Origin of the sequence: Burkholderia sp. Nafp2/4-1b, assembly GCF_003635165.1 — a bacterium.
GTDB lineage: Bacteria > Pseudomonadota > Gammaproteobacteria > Burkholderiales > Burkholderiaceae > Burkholderia.
In genome coordinates this window covers 1-19709 of the sequence record NZ_ML058603.1, presented here as the reverse complement: position 1 = coordinate 19709, position 19709 = coordinate 1, and the positions used below count along the sequence as shown (strand labels likewise).

19 protein-coding genes and 1 pseudogene are annotated in these 19709 nt (G+C 67.4%); 3 read left to right on the top strand and 17 right to left on the bottom strand.

What is annotated here, in order from left to right:
• Positions 1–228: 228 nt before the first annotated feature.
• Complete coding sequence (locus tag C7H84_RS12310; RefSeq protein ID WP_006477151.1) at positions 229–942, bottom strand: transposase; 714 nt, start codon at positions 940–942, stop codon at positions 229–231.
• 193 nt (positions 943–1135) lie between these two features.
• Between C7H84_RS12310 and C7H84_RS12305 the strand changes: the two genes are divergently transcribed.
• Positions 1136–1861, top strand: a complete 726-nt coding sequence (locus C7H84_RS12305) for an OmpW family outer membrane protein (protein WP_121859060.1) — start codon at positions 1136–1138, stop codon at positions 1859–1861.
• A gap of 182 nt (positions 1862–2043) precedes the next feature.
• Here the strand turns inward: C7H84_RS12305 and ugpQ are convergent, their stop codons facing one another.
• From ugpQ to C7H84_RS12245, 12 genes are all read right to left on the bottom strand, one after another.
• Complete coding sequence (gene ugpQ / locus C7H84_RS12300; RefSeq protein ID WP_121859059.1) at positions 2044–2814, bottom strand: glycerophosphodiester phosphodiesterase; 771 nt, start codon at positions 2812–2814, stop codon at positions 2044–2046.
• Between the two features lie 28 nt (positions 2815–2842).
• Positions 2843–3928, bottom strand: a complete 1086-nt coding sequence (locus C7H84_RS12295) for a sn-glycerol-3-phosphate import ATP-binding protein UgpC (protein WP_121859058.1) — start codon at positions 3926–3928, stop codon at positions 2843–2845.
• A gap of 31 nt (positions 3929–3959) precedes the next feature.
• On the bottom strand, positions 3960–4805 hold the full coding sequence (gene ugpE / locus C7H84_RS12290) for a sn-glycerol-3-phosphate ABC transporter permease UgpE (protein WP_121859057.1): 846 nt from the start codon (positions 4803–4805) through the stop codon (positions 3960–3962).
• A complete protein-coding gene (ugpA, locus tag C7H84_RS12285; protein ID WP_121859056.1) occupies positions 4802–5686 on the bottom strand; it encodes a sn-glycerol-3-phosphate ABC transporter permease UgpA in 885 nt (294 codons plus the stop codon). The genes ugpE and ugpA overlap by 4 nt, the downstream gene beginning before the upstream one ends.
• 98 nt (positions 5687–5784) lie before the next feature.
• Complete coding sequence (gene ugpB, locus C7H84_RS12280) at positions 5785–7119, bottom strand: sn-glycerol-3-phosphate ABC transporter substrate-binding protein UgpB (RefSeq protein ID WP_121859055.1); 1335 nt, start codon at positions 7117–7119, stop codon at positions 5785–5787.
• Positions 7120–7209: 90 nt separating this feature from the next.
• Entirely contained in the window at positions 7210–8418 is a 1209-nt protein-coding gene (locus tag C7H84_RS12275) for a deoxyguanosinetriphosphate triphosphohydrolase (protein WP_121859054.1), read from the bottom strand.
• A gap of 40 nt (positions 8419–8458) precedes the next feature.
• On the bottom strand, positions 8459–9541 hold the full coding sequence (gene aroB / locus C7H84_RS12270; protein ID WP_121859053.1) for a 3-dehydroquinate synthase: 1083 nt from the start codon (positions 9539–9541) through the stop codon (positions 8459–8461).
• Complete coding sequence (locus C7H84_RS12265; protein WP_121859052.1) at positions 9538–10092, bottom strand: shikimate kinase; 555 nt, start codon at positions 10090–10092, stop codon at positions 9538–9540. Before C7H84_RS12265 ends, aroB begins: the two co-directional genes overlap by 4 nt.
• Before the next feature lie 40 nt (positions 10093–10132).
• Positions 10133–11806, bottom strand: a complete 1674-nt coding sequence (pilQ, locus tag C7H84_RS12260) for a type IV pilus secretin PilQ (RefSeq protein ID WP_121859051.1) — start codon at positions 11804–11806, stop codon at positions 10133–10135.
• Positions 11803–12672 carry a pilus assembly protein gene (locus C7H84_RS12255; RefSeq protein ID WP_121859050.1) on the bottom strand — a complete coding sequence of 290 codons (870 nt, stop codon included), beginning with the start codon at positions 12670–12672 and terminating at the stop codon, positions 11803–11805. The genes pilQ and C7H84_RS12255 overlap by 4 nt, the downstream gene beginning before the upstream one ends.
• Positions 12669–13304 carry a fimbrial protein gene (locus tag C7H84_RS12250; protein WP_121859049.1) on the bottom strand — a complete coding sequence of 212 codons (636 nt, stop codon included), beginning with the start codon at positions 13302–13304 and terminating at the stop codon, positions 12669–12671. Before C7H84_RS12250 ends, C7H84_RS12255 begins: the two co-directional genes overlap by 4 nt.
• The gene (locus C7H84_RS12245; protein ID WP_121859048.1) at positions 13301–14224 is read right to left on the bottom strand and encodes a competence protein ComA; all 924 of its coding nucleotides are present in this window, start codon (positions 14222–14224) and stop codon (positions 13301–13303) included. Before C7H84_RS12245 ends, C7H84_RS12250 begins: the two co-directional genes overlap by 4 nt.
• Before the next feature lie 220 nt (positions 14225–14444).
• On the opposite strand from C7H84_RS12245, the gene C7H84_RS12240 reads away from it, so the two are divergent.
• On the top strand, positions 14445–16838 hold the full coding sequence (locus C7H84_RS12240; protein ID WP_205611423.1) for a penicillin-binding protein 1A: 2394 nt from the start codon (positions 14445–14447) through the stop codon (positions 16836–16838).
• A gap of 134 nt (positions 16839–16972) precedes the next feature.
• Here C7H84_RS12240 and cyaY read toward each other — a convergent pair whose 3' ends face one another.
• Entirely contained in the window at positions 16973–17299 is a 327-nt protein-coding gene (cyaY, locus tag C7H84_RS12235) for an iron donor protein CyaY (RefSeq protein WP_121859046.1), read from the bottom strand.
• Between the two features lie 36 nt (positions 17300–17335).
• Here cyaY and C7H84_RS12230 point away from each other — a divergent pair, with 36 nt between their 5' ends.
• Positions 17336–17614, top strand: coding sequence for a lipoprotein (locus tag C7H84_RS12230; RefSeq protein ID WP_121859045.1), 279 nt, complete (start codon positions 17336–17338; stop codon positions 17612–17614).
• Positions 17615–17709: 95 nt separating this feature from the next.
• Here C7H84_RS12230 and msrQ read toward each other — a convergent pair whose 3' ends face one another.
• The 3 genes and pseudogenes from msrQ to C7H84_RS12215 all read right to left on the bottom strand — a co-directional run.
• Positions 17710–18399 (bottom strand): protein-methionine-sulfoxide reductase heme-binding subunit MsrQ, encoded by a 690-nt coding sequence (msrQ, locus tag C7H84_RS12225; protein ID WP_121859044.1) that lies wholly within the window; start codon positions 18397–18399, stop codon positions 17710–17712.
• A gap of 20 nt (positions 18400–18419) precedes the next feature.
• Positions 18420–19415, bottom strand: a complete 996-nt coding sequence (gene msrP, locus C7H84_RS12220) for a protein-methionine-sulfoxide reductase catalytic subunit MsrP (protein ID WP_121859043.1) — start codon at positions 19413–19415, stop codon at positions 18420–18422.
• 158 nt (positions 19416–19573) lie between these two features.
• Positions 19574–19709: pseudogene (locus tag C7H84_RS12215) on the bottom strand (c-type cytochrome biogenesis protein CcsB); the annotation flags it as partial.

Here is a 19709-nt window from a genome sequence, read left to right as displayed (position 1 = left end):
CCGCTCCCGACGGGAGACGGCACGGCCGACGGTGGTTGGGCGAGCTTCACCCGGGCCACCGGAATTCGGAATATACGCGACGAATCAAAGGAATAGCAACAAAAACCCGATGATCGAACCCCAATTAAACACGCGCCCTTATTCGGTGCTGCTTTATTGGGGCCGTATCGTTATGGTGCAGAAAGAAGCGGCGCCCGCAGCGCCGCCTCGTGGTCCGCCTTTCCAGCGTTACTGCTGGATCGGCGGCGTGTTTTCACGCACCTTTCTGGGGCGTCCGCGCGGCAGCGGCGACACGCGCCGGTTCGCGGTGCGCGCCGCCCACTCGCGGTAGTTCTCGCCCCCGAGCACCCAGCCCTTGAGCGTCGCCTGCTGGAGCTGGTCGGCCTGCCGCTCGTCGAGCGGCTGTTCGCACAGTTCCTTGTACGCCCGCTGCCGGTCGAACGGCGTGTTGCCGAGCGCCCAGTAGAGCGGATGGTCGGTGATCAGGCTGTCGACGGTGAGCCCGACGTGGTGCCGGTAGCTCGACCAGCGATAGGCCTCGGGCGTCGCGACCAGCTGCGCGCGCACCGGGCTCATCTCGACCACGCGGCTCGCGAGCAGGAAATAGCGCTCGCCTTCGATGACGGTCGCGCGATAGCGGCCTTCCCACAGGGTGCCGCGGCGCGAGTAACGCCGGTTGAAATGCGCGACGTAGCGGCGGCCGACCGCCTGCATCGCCTTCGGCAGGCTCGCCTCGTCGCTCGGCGTCACGAGCAACTGCACCTGACGCGGGAGCAGCACGTAGGCATGCACCGAAAGATGGTGATCGCGTGCCGCGGCCTTCAGACAATCGATGAAGAGCTCGTAGTCCTGGTCGTCGACGAACGCGGGTTGCTGATCCAGGCCGCGCAGTATCACGTGCTGCGGCTGGTCGGGAACGTAGAGTCGTGCTAACCGTGCCATGCTGAATGTCCGTTTGAACGCGTTAGGAAATACCCGGAGGTCCGAAATTGCGCACCTGCGTAGAATGCCTGTCCCTGCGGGGCGCGGAAGCGTACGGTCGTGCGAATCCTAGGGAGAAAGCTCTAACTTGCGAGCTTGTTTGGTTTTAAACGCAGTCGTCATAATGAGCACGCCTTTGATCGGAGGAGACACAATGAAACGAAAACTGGCCATTACGGGGGCCGCAGCGCTCGCATTCGCGGGCGGTACGGCACACGCACAATCTGCAGGTGATTTCTACGTCAGCACCGGCTGGTTCCACCTTTCGCCGCAGGACAGCAGCGACCCGCTGTTTCTGTACCGCGTAGGCGGCACGCCCATCAACCAGTCGATTCCCAACACCGGCGCCGGGATCAACGACGCCGATACGCTGGGGCTCGCAGCGGGTTACTTCGTCACCGACCATATCTCCACCGAGCTTGTGATGGGGATTCCACCGAAGTTCGACATTACCGGCAAGGGTCAGTTCGAAAAGTTCGGCGTACTCGGCCGTGCGTACCAGTGGAGCCCCGCCGTATTGCTTCGCTACCACTTCAACGACGCCAATGCGAAGTTCCGTCCGTATGTCGGCGTCGGCGCCACGTACGTCTGGTTCACCGGCGCCAAGATCACCAACAGCGCGTTCGAGAACGGCGTGCTCGGCGGCCCGACCAGCGCGACGACCAGCAACCAGTGGGCGCCCGTCTTCAACGCCGGCTTCACGTACAACTTCACGAAACACTGGTTCGCGGGGCTGTCGCTCTCGTACATCCCTGTCAGCGTGACCGCCACCTTCACGACGGCCCGCCGGACGCCCGTCGGCACCCTGACCGAAACGTCGAAAGCGAAGATCTCGCTGAACCCGATCGTCACGTACCTGAACCTCGGCTACCGCTTCTAAGCGTAGTCGAATATTTGGGGAATGGTTAATCCTGCTGCAATTTGTAGCGGATTTTTCCTGGGGTAACGTCTCCACGATGCAAAACGCCCCGGCGGGAATCCCGTCGGGGCGTCGTTTTTTCGCGTCGGGCACGTTCCGGGCAAGGGTTTCACCGGCGCTCGCCCCGGCCGTGGCCGCGGCCGTCAGACGACGTCGATGTCGTCCAGCGCATCGGGCGCGATCAGGTCGATGCGGTCCGTGCAGACGGCATCGACGCCCCAGCGCGCGAGTTCGCGCGCCCGTTCGAGGTCGTTCACCGTGTAAACCAGCATGCGCAACCCGGCGGCCTTGATCGCGCGCACGAGCGTTTCGTCGAGCCGGCTGTGGTCTGCATGCAACGATACGCAGCCGAGTGCGTCGATAACCTGCGCACGCCAGTCGTCCGGCACGACTTCGTAGAGCATCCCGCGCGGCAGCGCGGGCACGGTCGCGCGCGCCTGTTGCAGCGCGTCGAACGAGAACGACGACAGGAGCGGCGCAACGGCGGCATCGCGCCAGTACGCGGCCGCGTCGGCCGCCACGCGCTGGCCGGTTTCGCGCTCGCGCCCCGGGCACGGCTTGATCTCGACGTTCGCGGCCAGCCCGTGTGCGATGCAGCGCGCCGCCGCTGCCTCGAGCGTCGGCATCCGCTCGCCCGCGAAGCGTGCGTCGCGCCACGCGCCCGCGTCGAGCGCGGCCAGCGCCGCATAGCGCATGCCCGCTGCCGCTCCGTGGCCGTTCGACGTCCGGTCGACCGTGTCGTCGTGCAGCAGGAACGTCACGTCGTCGGCCGACAGCTTCGCGTCGAACTCGACCATCCGGTGACCGCGCCGCGCGCCCTCGTCGAGCGCGGCAAGCGTGTTCTCCGGCGCCAGCGTGCCACCGCCGCGATGGGCGACGACGCGCGGATAGGGCCAGTCGGGGCGGGTTGTCATCGCGAGCCTCGCAGCAGGGTCGTCAGAGTCAGCCGGCACGCTTGCCGGTCTCGGGATCGAAGAAATGCAGCCGGTGCGCGGGCAGCGCGGCCCCCAGCGCCGTGCCGCGCGCCGGACGATCCGCGTGCGGCAGGCGCACCGCGACGTCGTGGTTGCCCCAGCGGCCGTGCGCGAGGTTGTCCGCGCCGAGCAGCTCGCACGAATCGACCGGCAGCGTCGCCTGCGCGACGCCCGGCTGCGGCGTCATGTGCTCCGGCCGCACGCCGAGCACCCAGTCGCGCCCGGTGGCGATCGTCGTGCCGATGGCGGGCGAGCCGGCAACCGGCAGCGCCGGGCCGCCGCCCGCGACCGTAAACGTCGTGCCATCCTCCGACAGCCGGCCGTGCAGCAGGTTCATCGCCGGCGAGCCGATGAAGCCCGCGACGAATACCGTCGCCGGCTTCTCGTACACGTCGACCGGCGCGCCGATCTGCTCCGCGTAACCCCGGTTCATCACGATCACGCGCTGCGCGAGCGTCATCGCCTCGATCTGGTCGTGCGTCACGTACACGCTCGTCGTCGCGAGCCGCGCATGCAGCCGCTGGATCTCGAGCCGCATCTGCACGCGCAGCTTCGCATCGAGGTTCGACAGCGGCTCGTCGAACAGAAACACCGACGGCTCGCGCACGATCGCGCGCCCCATGGCGACGCGCTGCCGCTGGCCGCCGGACAATTCGCGCGGACGCCGTGCGAGCAGCGGCTCGAGTTCGAGGATCTTCGCGGCCGCGGCCACCCGTGCGTCGATCGTCGCGCGCTCGATGCCGCGGATCTTCAGCCCGTAACCCATGTTCTGCGCGACCGTCATGTGCGGATACAGCGCATAGTTCTGGAACACCATCGCGATGTCGCGATCCTTCGGCTCCAGCGTGTTGACGACGCGCTCGCCGATCGCGATCTCGCCGTCCGTCACCGTCTCGAGCCCCGCGATCATCCGCAGCAACGTCGATTTGCCGCAGCCCGACGGGCCGACCAGCACGATGAATTCGCCGTCGGCGATCTCCACGTCGATGCCATGCAGCACATGCTGCTTGCCGTCGTAGGATTTCCTGACGCCCTTCAAGCTCAGCGCAGCCATACTTGGTCCTTCTCCCGGTTGCCGTCCGTGGTTATTTCTCGGAATCGACGAGGCCGCGCACGAACCAGCGCTGCATCGCCAGCACGACGACGAGCGGCGGAATCATCGCCAGCAGCGTCGCCGCCATCACGTATTGCCATTCGGTCGCGGCGTCGCCGCTCGCGATCATCGTCTTGATGCCCACCACCGCCGTCGACAGCGATGCCTCCGTCGTGATCAGGATCGGCCACAGATACTGGTTCCAGCCGTAGATGAACGTGATCACGAACAGCGCCGCGATGCTCGTCTTCGACAGCGGCAGCACGACGTCCCAGAAGAAGCGCATCGGCCCCGCGCCGTCGATGCGCGCGGCATCCATCAGCTCGTCGGGCAGCGTCATGAAGAACTGGCGGAACAGGAACGTCGCGGTCGCCGATGCGATCAGCGGCAGCGTGAGCCCCGCGTAGGCGTTCGTCATGTGCAGCGTCGACACGACCTGCACGGTCGGGAAGATCCGCACCTCGACCGGCAGCATCAGCGTGATGAAGATCAGCCAGAACGCGGTGTTGCGGAACGGGAAGCGGAAATAGACGATCGCGTACGCGGACAGGATCGACACCGCGATCTTGCCGACCGCGATCCCGAGCGCCATCGCGAAGCTGTTGACGAGCAGCCGGCCGAACGGCGCCGTCGTGCCGCCGCTGCCGTGCCCCCAGATGTACGCGATGTTCTCCAGCAGGTGCGTGCTCGGCACCAGCGACAGCGGGATCGTGAACACTTCCTGCGCGTTCATCGTCGCCGCGCAGAATGCGACGTAGACGGGGAACACGATCAGCACGACGCCCGCGATCAGCACCGCGTGGCAGAACAGGTCGAAGCCCTTGCGATTCTCGATCATGCGTATTGCACCCTGCGTTCGACAAAGCGGAACTGGATCACCGTGAGCCCGACGACGATGATCATCAGCACGACCGACTGCGCACCCGAACTGCCGATGTCGAGCCCCTGGAAGCCTTCCGTGAAGATCTTGTAGATCAGCGTCTTGGTGCTTTGCGCGGGGCCGCCGGCGGTGGCCGCGTCGATCACCGGGAACGTGTCGAAGAACGCGTAGACCAGGTTCACGACCAGCAGGAAGAAGCTCGTCGGCGACAGCAGCGGCAGCACGATGTTGAAGAAGCGCCGCACCGGGCCGGCGCCGTCGATCGCCGCCGCCTCGATCAGCGAGCGCGGAATCGCCTGCAGCCCCGCGTAGAAGAACAGGAAGTTGTAGCTCACCTGCTTCCACACCGACGCGAGCACGACGAGGAACATCGCCTGGTTGCCGTTCAGCGCGTGATTCCACACGATGCCGCCCTTCGCGAGCGCATAGGTGACGAGGCCGATGCTCGGGTTGAACAGGAACGCCCACAGCACGGCCGCGATCGTCGGTGCGACCGCGTACGGCCAGATCAGCAGCGTGCGGTACACGCGCGCGCCGCGGGTCACGCGGTCGGCGCACGCGGCGAGCAGCAGCGACACGACGAGCCCGCTGATCGTCACCAGCGAGCTGAACACCAGCGTCGTGCGGAACGAGTCGAGATACAGCGGGTCGGCGAACAGGTGCGTGAAGTTCGCGAGGCCGACGAATTCGCTCGAGGTGCCGAACGCATCCTGCATCTGCGTCGACTGCCACAGCGCGACGCCGGCCGGCCACAGGAAGAACACGGCGGTGATCGCGAGCTGCGGCGCGATCAGCAGGTACGGCACCAGGCTCGTGCCGAAACGGGAACGGGATTGCATCGCGGGCATCCGGTCAGGCAAAACGGAAAGGAAAGCGCGCCGCCGGCCGCGCGCGCGCAGGAGCGACGCGACGGCCGGCGGCACGCATGCGATGCGGATCAGCCGCCCGACTTCTCGAAGCGGCGCAGCAGCTCGTCGCCGCGCGACGCCGCCGAGTCGAGCGCGTCCTTCGGCGACTTCTTCTGCGACCACACCTGCTCGAGCTCTTCGTCGACGACCGTGCGGATCTGCGGCATGTTGCCGAGACGCAGCCCCTTCGTATAAGGCAGCGGGGGCTTGTTCATCATCTGCTTGATCGCGGTCTCCGCGCTCGGGTTCTTGTCATAGAAGCCCTGCTGGCGCGTGAGGTCGTACGCGGCCGTCGTGACCGGCAGGTAGCCCGTTTCCTGGTGCCACTTCGCGGCGACCGGCGGCGAGGACAGGAACGCGAGGAATTTCGCGACGCCCTTGTAGGTCGCCGCGTCCTTGCCGCCCAGCACCCACAGGCTCGCGCCGCCGATGATCGCGTTCTGCGGTGCGCCCTTCACGTTCGCGTCGTACGGCATCATGCCGGTGCCGTAGCTGAACTTCGCGAACTTCTGCACGTTCGCGAGCGCGCCCGACGACGTCGTCAGGATCCCGCAGTCGCCGCTGTAGAACTTCGCCGACGCTTCGTCCTTGCGGCCCGCATACGTGAACGTGCCGTCCTTCTGCATCTGCTGCAGGAACGCGATATGGGCGACCTGCTGCGGCTTGTTGAATTCGAGCACCGCGTCGGCGCCGTCGAAGCCGTTGTTGTGGCTCGCGAACGGCAGCGCATGCCACGCACTGTAGTTCTCGAGCTGGATCCAGCCCTGCCAGCCGGTCGTGAAGCCGCAGGTCATCCCGGACTTGCGCAGCTTCTCGGCGTCGGCCTTCACGTCGGCCCACGTCTTCGGCGGCTGGTTCGGATCGAGCCCGGCCTTCTTGAACGCGTCCTTGTTGTAGTACAGCACCGGCGTCGAGCTGTTGAACGGCATCGACACCAGATGGCCCGTCTTCGCGTCGCTGTAGTAGCTCGCGATGGTCGGCACGAAGGCCTTTTCGTCGAGCGGCACGCCGGCCTGCTTGAACACGTCGTAGACCGGCACGACCGCCTTCTTCGCCTGCATCATCGTCGCGGTGCCGACTTCATAGACCTGCAGGATCGCCGGCGCGTTGCCGCTGCGATAGGCGGCGATGCCCGCCGCGAGCGCCTGGTCGTAGGTGCCCTTGAAGACCGGCACGATCTTGTAGTCGCTCTGCGACGCGTTGAACTGCGTGGCGATCTCGTTCACGCGCTCGCCGAGCGCCGACTCCATCGCATGCCAGAACTGGATCTCCGTCACGGCGAATGCCGCATGCTGCACACCGAACATCAACGCGCCGCCCAGCGCGATCGAGCGAATCATGGTCCCCGCGGGCTTCTTCTTCATCGACCTCTCTCCTGTGAAAACGTTACCAACAGCGTGTGCAACATTCCCGTCGCCATTGAACCGGCGAAGTCTAGTGATCGTTTGTGACAGTCAGTTGTCGTTGATGACGAACAGCCGCTGATATTCCTTCAGCGCGAAGCGGTCCGTCATGCCGGCGATGTAGTGCGCGACGAGGCGCGGCTGCTGCGCTTCGTCGTCCGACTGGTACGGCGGCGGCAGCAGGCGCGGATCGTCGATGAACGCGTCGAACAGCCCCGTGACGACGCGCTGCGCCTTGTTCGCCATGCGCATCACCTTGTAGTGGCGGTACAGGTTCTTGAACAGGAAACGCTTGAGGGCGGCCGCCTGCGCGGCGATTGCTTCGCTGTGCGCGACGAGCGGCGGCGCGGCGCGCACGTCGTCGAGCGACGCGGGCGCGACGCGCACGAGATTGCGCGTGGTCTCGTCGATCAGGTCGACGATCAGCGTGTTGATGATGCGGCGCACCGTCTCGTGCACGAGGCGGCGGCCTTCGAGATGCGGGAATTCGGCGAGCGCGGCATCGTAGTGGCGCTGCCACAGCTCGACTTCGGCGAGCTGCTCGATCGTGATCAGGCCGGAGCGCAGGCCGTCGTCGACGTCATGGTTGTTGTACGCGATTTCGTCCGCGATGTTCGCGAGCTGCGCCTCCAGCGACGGCTGACGCCCTTGCAGGAAACGCTCGCCGAGCGCGCCGAGCTTGCGCGCGTTCTCGCGCGAGCAGTGCTTGAGGATGCCTTCGCGCGTCTCGAAGCACAGATTCAGGCCGTTGAATGCACCGTAGTGCTCTTCGAGCTCGTCGACGACGGCCAGGCTCTGCAGGTTGTGCTCGAAGCCGCCGTGCTCGCGCATGCATGCGTTCAATGCGTCCTGCCCGGCATGGCCGAACGGCGTATGGCCGAGATCGTGCGCGAGCGAAATTGCTTCGACGAGATCCTCGTTCAGGCGCAGGTTGCGCGCGACCGACCGCGCGATCTGCGCGACTTCGAGGCTGTGCGTGAGGCGGGTGCGGAACAGGTCGCCTTCGTGATTGACGAAGACCTGCGTCTTGTATTCGAGCCGGCGAAAGGCGGTCGAATGAACGATGCGGTCGCGGTCGCGCTGGAACTCGGTGCGCGCCGCCGGCGGCGTTTCCGGATAGCGGCGGCCGCGCGACTGCAATGCGTGGGCGGCATACGGAGCGAGATGGGTTTCCAGCGCCGCCAGGGTCGGCGGCTCGGCCAGCACCGCGACGGATGCGCGGCCGGCTTCGGACAGTTTGCTGCTGGATGTCTCGCTCACGTCTCCTCCATGTCAGGGGCGCCGGGGCATCCGGGCGCCGTTACCGGGTCGTCGTCTGCGCCAGTGTAGCGAACACCGCTTCGTCGGGCGCCTGCGTGATCAGCGTATCGCCGAATCGCTTCAGCAGGATGAACTTGATCGCACCGGCCTCGGCCTTCTTGTCGACGCGCATCAGGTCCATGTAGCGCGCATCGCCGAGCGCCGGCCCGCGCACGGGTAAATGCGCGGCGGCAATCACCGCGTCCAGCCGCTGCCGCGACGCGTCGTCGAGCAAGCCGAGCCGCACCGACAGGTCGCCCGCCATCACCATTCCGCAGCCGACCGCTTCGCCGTGCAGCCACTCGCCATAGCCGAGCCCGGCTTCGATCGCATGGCCGAATGTGTGGCCGAAGTTCAGGATCGCGCGCAGCCCGCCTTCGCGTTCGTCGGCCGCGACCACACTGGCCTTGATCTCGCACGAGCGCTTGACCGCGTGCGCGAGCGCGGCCGGGTCGCGGCGGTTCAGCGCATCGACGTTCGCCTCGATCCAGTCGAAGAACTCGGCATCGGCGATCGCGCCCGTCTTGATGACCTCGGCCACGCCGGCCGCCAGTTCGCGATCGGGCAGCGTGTTCAGCGCGCCGATATCGGCGATCACCGCCTGCGGCTGGTAGAACGCGCCGATCATGTTCTTGCCGAGCGGGTGGTTGATGCCCGTCTTGCCGCCGACCGACGAATCGACCTGCGACAGCAGCGTCGTCGGCACCTGGATGAACGGCACGCCGCGCATGTAGCACGCGGCGGCGAAACCGGTCATGTCGCCGATCACGCCGCCGCCCAGGGCGACGAGCGTGGTCTTGCGGTCGGCGCGCTGGGTCAGCAGGCCGTCGAAGATCAGGTTCAGCGTTTCCCAGTTCTTGTAGGCCTCGCCGTCCGGCAGCACGATCGTCGACACGCGCTTGCCGAGCGGCGCAAGCGCCGCGCGCAGCGCATCGCCGTAGAGCGGCTCCACCGTCGTGTTCGTGACGATCGTGACCGACGAACCGGTGATATGAGGAGCGAATAGCTCGGTGCGGCCGATCAGGCCGGCACCAATATGAATCGGGTAGGCGCGGTCGCCCAGATCGACGTTGACGGTAATCATGCTTGTAGCGGCTTGGCGATGACGCCTGCGAGTTCGAGTTGCATCAGCACCATGTTGACGAGGCCGTTGACCGACGGGCGGCCGGTCTCGATGATGAAGTCCGCGCATTCGCGGTACAGCGGGTCGCGCACTTCGTAGAGCGCTTCGAGACGCGCCTTCGGATCGTCTGTCTGCAACAGCGGGCGGTTCTTGTCCTTGCGGGTGCGCAGCCACAGATCGTGCGGATTGGCGCGCAGATAGATGACGATGCCGTTGCCTTTCAGGCAATCGCGATTTTCGGGGCGCAGCACCGCGCCGCCGCCCGTCGCGAGCACGATGTTCTCGCGCTGCGTGAGATCGGTGATCACCTGCGATTCGCGGTCGCGAAACCCGGCCTCGCCCTCCATCTCGAAGATCACCGGAATGCGCGCACCCGTGCGGACCTCGATTTCGTGGTCGGAGTCGAAGAACGTCCTGTCGAGCCGGCGCGCGACCGCACGGCCCACGGTGGTCTTACCCGCTCCCATAAGGCCGACGAAAAATACGTTTGCATGTGGGTCCCGCGCTTGCAACGGCTTCCTCTGCTTGAATCTTGCTGGTGTGTGGCGCAGCTTACTGGCAAAGCGGCTGCCTTGTCGAGCCTGCGCCGCCGCCTTCCGGCCCCGTTTTTCCCGCATCCGCGCCGCCTGCGGCGGCCGTCTCGCAACGCTTGCCGACGACCGTCGGCGTGATGAATACGACCAGTTCGCTGCGCTGGTCGCGCCGCGCGCGATGCCGGAACAGCGCGCCCAATACCGGTATTTTGCCCAAGAGCGGCACGCGCGTCACATCGTCCCGGTTCAACTGCTCGTAAATCCCGGCGATGGCGACGGTGCCGCCGTCCTCGACCTCCACCCGCGTCTGCACGTGCTTCGTATGAATTGCCGGACCGGCCGCGGTCGGCTCGCCGATGCTGTCCTTGGTGACGTCCAGATCCAGCACGACACGCCCGTCGGGCGTGATCTGCGGTTCAACCTCGAGCTTCAGCGTCGCGCGGCGGAACTGTACGCCGCTCACGCCGTTGCCGACCTTCGCCTGGTACGGCAGCTCCGAGCCCTGTTCGACGATCGCCTTCACCCGGTCGGCCGTCACCACGCGCGGGCTGGAAACGATCTGGCCCCGCCCCTGCGCCTCCAGTGCGCTCAGCTCGACGTCGAGCACGCGGCTGAGCGGCGCGGCAAACAGCGTGAAGCCGGCCGTCGCCGCCTCGAATCCGCCCAGCGGCCGCGCAGCCAGGTCGAGCAGGTTGCGCGCGTCGGGCGCGGATGATGGGCCGTCGGAGGCCGGCGGTCGCCCCTGCGCGCGCAGCGCAACGCGTGCGCCGAGGTTGCGGGAGAAACCCTGTTCGCCTTCGACGATGCGCGCCTCGATCCGCACCTGTCGCGACGGGCGGTCGATCGCGTCGATCAGGCCCGCAATCTGCGCGATGCGCGGCGCGAGATCGGTGACGAACAACAGGTTCGTGCGCGGATCGGCCGCCGCGGCGCCGCGTTTGGACAGCAGGCGCTGGCCGGTCGCACCGGCCAGCAGCCGCTGCACCTCCTGCGCGCGGGGATAGTGCAGCGCGAAAGTACGGCTTGCGAGCGGCTCCAGTTCGGCCGCGCGGGCATGCGTCTCGAAGCGCTCGCGCTCCCGCGCGGCGAGCTCGGCTGCCGGCGTGACCCAGATCACATTGCCGCGCCGGGACATCGCGAGCCCGTGCGTATCGAGCAGCGTATCGAACGCATCGCGCCAGCGGACATTGTTCAGACGTAACGTCACGGTGCCGCGCACCTGCTCGCCGACGATGATGTTGAGCCCCGTGAAGCGCGCGAGCGCATCGAACGCGGCGGCGAGCCCGGCGCCTTGTAGATTCAGCGAGATTCGCCGCGCGTCGTCCACATCGCCGGCGTGCCGTGCGGCGGCGTCGTTCATGCGGGTGGGCGGCGGTAGCGGAATCGGCGGCCCTTCCAGCAGCGGCACGGGTGCGGTTGTGTCCGTCTGCAGCGCTGCGCGTGCCGCCTGCTCGAATGGCGGTGGGGCGGCCTGTTCGCGCGCGGCAGCGTCCATGTTTCCCACGCCATCGAGCGCGCCCTGCGGCAGCGGCGTATCTTCGGCCTGCGCCTGCATCGATGCGATCGGCGACGAGCCGGCCGACGTCAAGGATGGCAACGGGGGCAGAGGCGGCAAAGGCGGCAGCGCCGCGTGCGACGCGGCCATGCGCAAGCCGATCCAGCAGGCGATCGCCCATCGTCCGCACTTCGTCATGGGCGGCCTCCGTCGTCCACGACGAACCGGCGTATGCCGTCGGCTGTCGCAAGCGTCACGGCATCGGTGCCGATGGTCACCACACGCGACACCCCGAGCGCTTCACCCGGCGCGACGGTCGAAAATGCGCCATCGCCCGCATCGAACAGCGCGAGCCCGGCGCGTGCGTCGCGAATCGTGCCCGCCAGACGCGGCACCGCATCGTCGACCATCGCCGACGAATCCGCACCGCCGAATGGATCGCCGCGTCGCGCGCCGGCAAGCGGCCGTGCCGTGCCGCCCAGCACACGGGCCCCGGACAACGCCGGATACACATCGATCGTCATGTCGATCCGAGACGCGCGCGGTGTCCGCTCGACATGCACCGCTGAAGGCACCGCCAACGCGGAGAAACTCGCCAGCCCGTCCATCAATCGCAGCAGCGCCGGAAAATTGCCATCCGCGACGACCTTCACCGTGCGCCGGCCATCCGGCGCGGGATCCTCTGCGTGGCGCGGTTCGAGCGATGCGATCTGCAATCCGCTTTCCCCGGCCAGGTCGGCCAGCTCCAGCATCAGCGCGGGCCACATCTGCGCACGTGCCGAGCTGGCGTCGCGCCCGGTGGGCGGCCCCGCTTCGCGTCGCTGCGCGGCAGCCGCGATCAGCCGCCGTGCGTCGGCGGCATGCGCCTCTGCTGTTGCGAGCAATGCACGACTGCGTGCGAGACCGCTCCAGTCAGCGGCATCCGTCAGATGAATGCCACCCGTCATCACGGACGCGAATGCGGCCACGCAGCCGACGGCATGCGCCGTCGCCGGCGACACCCGCGTCACACGGCCGAGCCACTCGGTTCCACCAGGCAAGGACCGATGCACGAAGGTCATCATGCGCCGCCTCCGGCCGTTTTCTGTCGCGGCGCCGCGTCGTGCCAGCGCACCTGCACGGAGAACCGGAGTGGCGCGGCCGAACCCGCGGCGTGCTTGGGCGAAGCCGGTGTCAGCGCAGCGATATCGAACCGCCAGTCGCGCTGCGCGGCCGCAATCCGCTCGAGCCACCGCGCGGCCGCCCGGTAACTCGTCGCGCGCGCGTCGAGCACGGCGCCCGACGAAGTCGCGCGCAATGCGTCGAGCCGGATCGTGTCGTCGCGTGCCTGCGCCAGCGTCGCGAGGAGCCCCGCGACACGCCGGTAAGGCGCGACAAGCGCGACCGCCCGCGCATCGCGTTGCGCAAGGTCGGCCGCCGCGCCGGCGGCGCGCCGGGCCGCATCCGCCTGCGGCTGCAATTGCCGCAGTTGCGCCTCCACTTGCGTGCGCTCGGCATCCACGCGCCATCGCCACGCAGTCGCCGCGCTCGTCCAAAGGACGACTCCGAGCATGCCGAGCGCGATTGCCGCCCCGCACTGCGTCGCGCGCCGGCGGCGCAACGCTTGCGCCAGCCGCTCCCGATATGGCAGCAGATTGAAGCCGTCGAGTGCGGGATGGCCGACGGCGCGCGGCCCGAACCCGATCGCGGCCATCATTCCCATACCCCGCGCAGCGCCAGCCCGAGCGCGAGCGCAAATGCCGGCCCGCCTGGCACGCCGTTGGGCCCGCCAGGAAGCCCGTCCCATCCGGTGCAGTCGAACGGCACCGCGGCCACGCCCAGCGCATCGCCGATGTCGGCGACCGACGTGCCACAGCGGGCGATGCAGCGCTCGTCACCGGCCACGAGCACGCAGCGCACCGGCTCGAACACGCACTGGCGCAAGGCATCGGGGAACGCCGCCTGCACGTCGCCGGACACCGCGAGCACCGGCGCGGCGACCGAGCCGTCGATCCGCCAGCCGCGCACGCCTGTGTCGCAGAACCAGAACGCGGCGTACGGGCCGTGCGCGCCGAGTTCGAACTGCGCGGCATAGCGCAACGCGCGCAGCGCGGCGGCCGACTCGCCATCGACCGCAGTCAGGTCGATGCCGGCCTGCGCGGCCACGTCGATCCGTCGTTCGAGCAAAGCCTGCGGCGCCACGGCGACCGCGATCTCGCCCGCGCGTGCGCCATCGTCCTGCCGCCAGTCGAACGCGAGGCTGTCCGGCGCCAGCCCCGAGATGCGCTCGGCCGCCTGGCGGGCAGCGTCCGCGACGTCGTCGCGCCCGGCCAGATCGAGCGTCGCGGTCCGCATCTCGTCGTCGCGCAGCGCCATCACGCCGCGTGTGTCGCAGCGCACGCCCGCCGCCGACAGCCGCGACACGGCAGCGGACAACGCGCGCGCGACCGCGGCCCAGCGCGCATCCTCCGGCCCGCCCGCCAAGCCCACCGGCTCCCGCTCGAGCCCTTCGACCCGCACATCCGCGACGCGGCCGCGCCGGCTCAGCACGGCCACCCTCACCTCGTCCGCCCCGACGTCGATGCCCGTCGAACGGTGCCTGCCTGGCGCGAACCGCGCCGCCCATCGTGCTGCCATCCCAGCCTCCCGCGATCGTTGCGGCCCACGCCGCGTTTCCGAGGCCTGATTCTGCAAAGCGGCGCGCGCGACCGACAGTCAGCCGAACGGCTAGTTGTGGCGCGTGGCGGCCGCGCGGACACTGTGTGGATGACACCGCGATCCGCCGCTTTCCGGCGGGCGCCCCCCGCGTCAGGACCGGTCTTACCGGGCAGCTATAATCGCGGGACTGTTTTCCGGTATGCCTATGCAATCCACGTCTCCTACGTCCCCGCCTCCCGCGCCCGAGCCGAAGAAGCGGCCCTGGTGGCTGAAGGTCCTGATCGGCCTCGCCGCGATGTGCGTGGCCCTCGTCGTGGCCGGCGGCCTCGTGCTCGGCTACGCGCTCGTCGTCGCGTGGCCGAACATGCCGTCGCTCGACGCGCTGACCGACTATCGTCCGAAGGTGCCGCTGCGGATCTACACGTCCGATCACGTGCTGATCGGCGAATTCGGCGAGGAGCGCCGCGACATCGTCCATTTCAAGGAGGTGCCCGACTCGCTCAAGAAGGCGATCCTCGCGATCGAGGACGCGCGCTTCTACGATCACGGCGGCGTCGATCTCACCGGCATCGCGCGCGCCGGCTTCGTCGCGCTGACGAACGGCCATGCGTCGCAGGGTGCGAGCACGATCACGATGCAGGTCGCGCGCAACTTCTTCCTGTCGAGCGAAAAGACCTACACGCGCAAGATCTACGAGATGCTGCTCGCGTACCGGATCGAGCGCGCGCTGACGAAGGATCAGATTCTCGAGGTCTACATGAATCAGATTTATCTCGGCCAGCGTGCGTACGGCTTCGCGAGCGCCGCGCACGTGTATTTCGGCAAGGACCTGAAGGACATCACGCTCGCCGAAGCGGCGATGCTCGCGGGCCTGCCGAAGGCGCCGTCCGCGTATAACCCGGTCGTCAATCCGAAGCGCGCGAAAGTGCGCCAGGAGTACATCCTGCAGCGGATGCTCGAGCTGAACTTCATCACGCGCGAGCAGTACGACGAAGCCGTCGCGCAGCGGCTCGTCGTCAAGGGCGCCGGGCGGGAGTTCAGCGTGCACGCCGAGTACGTCGCCGAAATGGTCCGACAAATGATGTATGCGCAGTACCGCGAGGAAACCTACACGCGCGGCTTCAACGTCGTCACGACGATCGATTCGGCCGACCAGCAGGTCGCGTACACCGCGCTGCGCAAGGGCATCATGGATTACGAGCGCCGCCACGGCTATCGCGGGCCGGAAGGCTTCATCGAGCTGCCGGCCGGCGCCGACGACCGCGAGCAGGCGATCGACGACGCGCTGCTCGAACATCCCGACAACGGCGAGCTGATCGCGGCGGTCGTCACCGCGGCAACCCCGCGCCAGATCACGGTTGCGTTCATCGATGGCAGCAGCGCGACGGTCGAAGGCGACAACCTGCGTTTCGCATCGAGCGCGCTGTCCGCCAACGCACAGCCGAACCGCCGCATCCGCCCGGGCGCAATCGTCCGGGTCGTGAAGAACGACGCCGGCAACTGGTCGATCACGCAGCTGCCGCAGGTCGAAGGCGCGTTCATCTCGATCATCCCGCAGGACGGCGCGATCCGTTCGCTCGTCGGCGGCTTCGACTACAACAAGAACAAGTTCAACCACGTCACGCAGGCGTGGCGGCAACCGGGTTCGTCGTTCAAGCCGTTCATCTACTCGGCGTCGCTCGACAAGGGCCTCGGGCCGGCGACGGTCATCAACGACGGCCCGCTGTATTTCAGCGCCGCGGAAACCGGCGGCCAGCCGTGGGAACCGAAGAACTACGGCGGCGGCTTCGAAGGCCCGATGTCGATGCGCACGGCGCTGCAGCGCTCGCGCAACCTCGTGTCGATCCGGATCCTGAACCACATCGGTACCAAGTACGCGCAGCAGTACATCACGCGCTTCGGCTTCGACGCAGATCGCCATCCGGCCTACCTGCCGATGGCGCTCGGCGCGGGGCAAGTCACGGCGCTGCAGATGGCCGGCGCGTACTCGGTGTTCGCGAATGGCGGCTTCCGCGTGAATCCGTACCTGATCGCCGAAGTGACCGATCCGAGCGGCGCGATCGTCGCCCGCGCGCAGCCGCTCATTGCCGAGCAGAACGCGCCGCGCGCGATCGACCCACGCAACGCATACGTGATGAACAGCCTGCTGCAGAGCGTCGCGCAGCGCGGCACGGGCGCACGCACCAACGTGCTGAAGCGCACCGACCTCGCGGGCAAGACCGGCACGACGAACGACTCGCACGACGCGTGGTTCGCCGGCTACCAGCACTCGCTCGCGGCGATCGCGTGGATCGGCTACGACAATCCGCGCAGCCTCGGCGATCGCGAAACCGGCGGCGGCCTGTCGCTGCCGGTGTGGGTCGACTACATGGGCGCGGCGCTGAAGGGCGTGCCGGAGTTCAAGCCGGCGATGCCCGACGACGTCCAGTCGCTCGGCGGCGAGCTCTACTTCACCGAATTCACGCCGGGGCACGGCTTCGTGTCGACGGTCGGCGTGCCGCAGGCGCCGGCGGTAGAAAACACCGACGAACCGGTGCCGCACGTCGACGAGCAGGAGAAGCAGGACATCATGAACCTGTTCCGCGGCCACTGACACGCACCGCACGAGCATGAGAAAAGCGCCCCGCGGGGCGCTTTTTCTTTGCGTTTGGATCCGGCGTTTCGGACGTATCCGACGTATCGCACGTATCGGCGCCCGACCGGGCAAGCGCCCGAACGTACCGGTCGTTACGCGGCGAACGTGATCGGCAGGCCGGCCTGCTGGGTCGCGAAATCGGTAAGCGCCGAGAAGAACTCGGTGCCGGTGCGCGTATCGCGCCATTCGCCGTCGATGAAGCGGTAGTGGAAACCGCCCGCCTTGGCGGCGATCCACAGTTCCTTCATCGGCGGCTGCAGGTTGATGATGATCTTCGAGCCGTTCTCGAACGTGAGCGTCAGCACGCTGCCGTTGCGCTCGAGATCGATGTCGTGGTCGCCGTCATTTGCGGCATCCACGGTACGCTCGACGGACGCCAGCACGGCCTCGGCACGGGCCAGGTATTCAGTATCGGACATGCTAAACTCTATCGGTTAAATTGTTCAGGAACGATCATGCGAGTCGTTTTCCGGATGAGCGCGATTGTAGCGGCTTTGGCGATTCTTGCCGGCTGCGGGCAACGCGGTCCGCTCTATCTGCCTACCGTGCCTCCGTTGCCGGCGAAGCCCATCCAGCAGCAGGACACGCCGCCGTCGGACGTCACGCCGACCGATGAAAACGCGTCGTCCGACATTCCCGATTCTTCCGGCACACCGCTCATGCTGTCGCCCGAACTGTCGAGCGATGCATCGAAGGCTGCGACACCGGCATCCGGCTCGGCCGCCGTTCAGTAATCGCGCGCCGCCGCTCGCGCCGCTCCGCCGTTCGTTCACCGAGACAAAAAGGCGATGACCTCGGTCATCGCCTTTTGCATTTCAAGCCCCCATCATCACGCGCGGATACGCCGCCAGCCCCATCCCAGCAATCGCCAGCCGAGCAGCGCCGCGACGATCGTCGCGTAAAGCTTCGGCTGCGCGAGATCGTGCTTGCCGGCCCGCATCCACCAGAAATGGAGCACGCCGAACAGCACGATCGCATAAATCGCGCGATGCAGCGTCGCCCAGTGACGGCCGAGCCGGCGCACCATCGCGCGCGGAGAGGTCGCGGCCAGCGGGATCAGCAGCACGAACGCCGCGAAGCCGACCGTGATGAACGGCCGCTTGCCGACGTCCTTCAGGATCGCGAGCACGTCGAACCACTTGTCGAACCACAGATACGTCGTGAAATGCAGCGTCGCATAAAAGAATGCGAACAGGCCGATCATCCGGCGAAAGCGCAGCAATGCTGGCACGCCCGTCAGACGCCGCAGCGGCGTGACGGCGAGCGTGATGCAGAGCATCACCAGCGTCCAGAGGCCCGTCGACCGCGTGATGAATTCGATCGGGTTCGCGCCGAGCCGGTCGGTCAGCCCGAACAGCACGAGACGTGCGAGCGGATACAAGCCGGCCGCGAAAACCAATACCTTGGCAGGCACCAGCCAGCGCGGCGTGGCGGCGCGCACCGCGCCCGGCCGCGACGTACCCGCGGCGGCCGCGCGCGTGCCCGACGCGCGCGCGGGCGTGAACGTCGAAGGACGCATGTCGTCTCTCACCGTCGCACTCAGAAGTTCTTTTTCAGGTCCATGCCCTGATACATCGACGCGACGAGATCGCCGTAGCCGTTGAACATCAGCGTCTTGCGCTTCGGCGTGAAGAAGCCGTCGTCGCCGATCCGGCGCTCGGTCGCCTGGCTCCAGCGCGGGTGATCGACGTTCGGATTCACGTTCGAATAAAAGCCGTATTCGTTCGCCGCATAGGTGTTCCAGCTCGTCTTCGGCTGCTTGTCGACGAAGCGGATCTTCACGATCGACTTCGCGCTCTTGAAGCCGTATTTCCACGGCACGACGATCCGCACCGGCGCGCCGTTCTGATTCGGCAGCACCTGGCCGTAGACGCCCATCGTGAGCAGCGTCAGCGGATTCATAGCCTCGTCCATCCGCAACCCTTCTGAATACGGCCAGTCGAGCACCGGCGTCGACAGCCCGGGCATCTGCGACGGATCGGCCAGCGTGACGAACTGCACGTATTTCGCGTTGCCGGTCGGCTGGACGCGCTTGACGAGTTCCGAGAACGGCACGCCGATCCACGGAATCACCATCGACCAGCCCTCGACGCAGCGCAGCCGGTACACGCGCTCCTCGAGCGGCGCGAGCCTCAGCAGTTCGTCGAGATCGAACACCTTCGGGTGCAGCACCTCGCCCTCGACGCTCACGCGCCACGGACGCGGCCGCAGCGTGCCCGCGTTCTGCGCGGGGTCGCCCTTGTCGGTGCCGAATTCGTAGAAGTTGTTGTAGGACGTGATGTCCTTGAACGGCGTCACCTTGTCGGCCGCGACGAACTTCGGATTGGTCTTGGCCGCGAGCTTCGCGGCGCGCGCGTCGGGCGACGCGTACGCAGCGAACGCGGCGCCGCTGCCGCCGAGCAATCCGCCCGCCGCCGCGACGCCGGCGGCCTGCAATACGCGCCGCCGGTTCTCGAAGACGGCGCGCGGCGTAATCTGGCTCTGCGCGATATCACCGCCGGTCAGTACGGTGCGCAAAGGGTGTTTGATCCACATCGTGCTGCTCCTCCTGCATGCGCGGCGCGCACGCTTCATGAGCGTTCGACCCGGCCCGTCCTGCGCCGTTCGACGCCCGGCTCGCCCGCCCGTTACAAAACAAAACCGCCGGGCACGCAGTGCGCCGGCGGTCTTTTGTCGGACCAGCGTCGGAAATCTTACAGCTTGCCGTAGCTGTGCAGCCCGGACAGGAACATGTTGACGCCAAGGAACGCGAACGTCGTCACGAGCAGGCCCGTCAGCGCCCACCACGCGGCGACCGCGCCGCGCAGGCCCTTCATCAGGCGCATGTGC

Coding starts and splice junctions, on each gene's coding strand:
- C7H84_RS12310 (WP_006477151.1), bottom strand. CDS start 942: ATGGCACGGTTAGCACGACTCTACGTTCCCGACCAGCCGCAGCACGTG.
- pilQ (WP_121859051.1), bottom strand. CDS start 11,806: ATGACGAAGTGCGGACGATGGGCGATCGCCTGCTGGATCGGCTTGCGC.
- C7H84_RS12240 (WP_205611423.1), top strand. CDS start 14,445: ATGCCTATGCAATCCACGTCTCCTACGTCCCCGCCTCCCGCGCCCGAG.
- C7H84_RS12245 (WP_121859048.1), bottom strand. CDS start 14,224: ATGGCAGCACGATGGGCGGCGCGGTTCGCGCCAGGCAGGCACCGTTCG.
- C7H84_RS12255 (WP_121859050.1), bottom strand. CDS start 12,672: ATGATGACCTTCGTGCATCGGTCCTTGCCTGGTGGAACCGAGTGGCTC.
- C7H84_RS12295 (WP_121859058.1), bottom strand. CDS start 3,928: ATGGCTGCGCTGAGCTTGAAGGGCGTCAGGAAATCCTACGACGGCAAG.
- ugpB (WP_121859055.1), bottom strand. CDS start 7,119: ATGAAGAAGAAGCCCGCGGGGACCATGATTCGCTCGATCGCGCTGGGC.
- ugpE (WP_121859057.1), bottom strand. CDS start 4,805: ATGATCGAGAATCGCAAGGGCTTCGACCTGTTCTGCCACGCGGTGCTG.
- C7H84_RS12230 (WP_121859045.1), top strand. CDS start 17,336: ATGCGAGTCGTTTTCCGGATGAGCGCGATTGTAGCGGCTTTGGCGATT.
- aroB (WP_121859053.1), bottom strand. CDS start 9,541: ATGATTACCGTCAACGTCGATCTGGGCGACCGCGCCTACCCGATTCAT.
- msrP (WP_121859043.1), bottom strand. CDS start 19,415: ATGTGGATCAAACACCCTTTGCGCACCGTACTGACCGGCGGTGATATC.
- ugpQ (WP_121859059.1), bottom strand. CDS start 2,814: ATGACAACCCGCCCCGACTGGCCCTATCCGCGCGTCGTCGCCCATCGC.
- msrQ (WP_121859044.1), bottom strand. CDS start 18,399: ATGCGTCCTTCGACGTTCACGCCCGCGCGCGCGTCGGGCACGCGCGCG.
- C7H84_RS12250 (WP_121859049.1), bottom strand. CDS start 13,304: ATGATGGCCGCGATCGGGTTCGGGCCGCGCGCCGTCGGCCATCCCGCA.
- ugpA (WP_121859056.1), bottom strand. CDS start 5,686: ATGCAATCCCGTTCCCGTTTCGGCACGAGCCTGGTGCCGTACCTGCTG.
- cyaY (WP_121859046.1), bottom strand. CDS start 17,299: ATGTCCGATACTGAATACCTGGCCCGTGCCGAGGCCGTGCTGGCGTCC.
- C7H84_RS12305 (WP_121859060.1), top strand. CDS start 1,136: ATGAAACGAAAACTGGCCATTACGGGGGCCGCAGCGCTCGCATTCGCG.